General features: G+C 41.9%; 2 protein-coding genes and 2 pseudogenes. All 4 read left to right on the forward strand.

Annotated elements, in window-relative coordinates; all coding sequences use genetic code 11:
- Window positions 1–192, forward strand: a pseudogene (locus tag SORDD24_RS11755) (DNA primase); the annotation flags it as partial.
- Between the two features lie 2 nt (window positions 193–194).
- Window positions 195–1,304: an RNA polymerase sigma factor RpoD gene (rpoD, locus tag SORDD24_RS07320; RefSeq protein WP_000201893.1), complete on the forward strand. Its 1,110-nt coding sequence runs from the start codon at window positions 195–197 to the stop codon at window positions 1,302–1,304.
- A gap of 14 nt (window positions 1,305–1,318) precedes the next feature.
- Window positions 1,319–1,648 (forward strand): metal-sulfur cluster assembly factor, encoded by a 330-nt coding sequence (locus SORDD24_RS07325; protein WP_025168449.1) that lies wholly within the window; start codon window positions 1,319–1,321, stop codon window positions 1,646–1,648.
- Between the two features lie 111 nt (window positions 1,649–1,759).
- Window positions 1,760–2,024 (forward strand): annotated as a pseudogene (locus SORDD24_RS07330) (glycosyltransferase); the annotation flags it as partial.

Below are 2,024 nucleotides of genomic sequence, written 5' to 3' on the forward strand. Positions count from 1 at the left end.
GGTCTAGATTTGCCAACAGAGATGTCGCCTCAAGAACTTTCTGAAGTCGAAGAGACTCGTAACCGTGCCCTCCTCAGCAAGGACAATTTAAGGATTAAAAAGAAAGTGCAGGAAGCTAGTCATCTAGGAGATACAGACACAGCCTTGGAAGAATTGCAACGATTGATTTCCCAAAAGAGAAGAATGGAGTAATAATGGCAACAAAACAAAAAGAAGTAACCACATTTGATGTGCAAGTAGCAGACTTTATCCGTAACCACAAAAAAACAGGAACAGCAACAGACGATGAAATCAACTCAAGTCTGGTTATTCCTTTTACTTTAGATGCAGACGGCATTGAAGACCTTTTGCAACGGATTCAGGATGCTGGAATTTCTATCACGGATAACGAAGGGAATCCAAGTGCACGTGTCCTTAGTACAGAAGAAGAGCCTGAACTCAGTGATGAGGATTTGATTGGCTCAACCTCTGCTAAGGTTAATGACCCTGTCCGTATGTATTTGAAGGAAATTGGGGTTGTTCCTCTCTTGACCAACGAAGAAGAAAAAGAATTGGCTTTAGCTGTTGAAGCTGGTGATATCGAAGCCAAACAGCGTCTTGCAGAAGCCAACCTTCGTTTGGTAGTTTCGATTGCGAAGCGATACGTAGGTCGTGGAATGCAGTTTCTTGATTTAATCCAAGAAGGAAACATGGGCTTGATGAAAGCCGTGGACAAATTTGACTATTCAAAAGGCTTTAAGTTTTCTACTTATGCAACTTGGTGGATTCGTCAGGCGATTACTCGTGCCATCGCTGATCAGGCGCGTACCATTCGTATCCCTGTTCACATGGTGGAAACCATTAACAAGCTTGTCCGTGAACAACGTAATCTCCTTCAAGAATTGGGTCAAGATCCAACACCTGAACAAATCGCTGAGCGTATGGATATGACACCTGACAAGGTGCGTGAAATCTTGAAAATCGCCCAAGAGCCAGTATCTCTTGAAACACCTATTGGTGAAGAGGACGATAGCCATCTCGGGGACTTTATCGAAGACGAAGTAATTGAGAATCCAGTGGACTACACAACTCGTATCGTTTTGCGTGAGCAGTTGGATGAAGTCTTGGATACTCTCACAGACCGTGAAGAAAACGTTCTGCGCCTTCGTTTCGGGCTGGACGATGGGAAAATGCGTACCCTTGAAGATGTTGGTAAAGTCTTTAACGTAACTCGTGAACGTATCCGTCAGATCGAGGCCAAGGCTTTGAGAAAACTACGTCAACCAAGTCGTAGCAAACCGCTTCGTGATTTTATTGAAGATTAAGAGTGAGGATGAACATGGCTTATACAGAAGAGCAAATTGAGGTTATCAAAACCCGCATTTTAAATGCCCTAGAAGAAGTAATTGACCCTGAGTTGGGAATTGATATTGTCAATTTAGGTTTGATTTATGAAATTCGTTTTGATGGTGAAACTGGTCACACTGAAATTGATATGACCTTGACAACTATGGGCTGCCCACTGGCTGATCTTTTGACAGACCAGATACACGATGCGATGACAGATGTTCCTGAGGTAACCAATACCGAAGTTAAATTGGTCTGGTATCCAGCTTGGACTGTTGAGAAAATGAGTCGCTATGCACGTATCGCCCTAGGAATTAAATAAACAGTAGAAAAATATGAGAGACGATTGGAAAATAGGATAAATTCCTCCTTTTTCCTCTGGTCTCTCTTTCTTTTGCTGATTTTCTAGAAATAAAATGGTATAATGAAAGGTATGGAAAACGAAAAATTGCGTATTAATATGCTAAGTTCAAGTGAAAAAGTGGCTGGTCAAGGAGTATCAGGAGCCTACCGTGAGTTGGTACGTCTTCTACATCGTGATGCCCAAGATCAGTTAATTGTTACGGAGAATCTTCCTGTTGAGGCAGATGTAACTCACTTTCATACCATTGATTTCCCTTATTATTTATCTACATTTCAAAAGAAGCGTTCTGGGAGAAAAATTGGCTATGTGCATTTTTTGCCTGATACGCTTGAGG

The sequence above is a fragment of the Streptococcus oralis genome (assembly GCF_001579175.1).
In the GTDB taxonomy this organism is placed as follows: domain Bacteria; phylum Bacillota; class Bacilli; order Lactobacillales; family Streptococcaceae; genus Streptococcus; species Streptococcus oralis_O.

What these genes read in the sequence shown, in the direction of transcription:
- SORDD24_RS07325 (WP_025168449.1), top strand. Translation starts at nt 1,319, where the DNA reads ATGGCTTATACAGAAGAGCAAATTGAGGTTATCAAAACCCGCATTTTA.
- rpoD (WP_000201893.1), top strand. Translation starts at nt 195, where the DNA reads ATGGCAACAAAACAAAAAGAAGTAACCACATTTGATGTGCAAGTAGCA.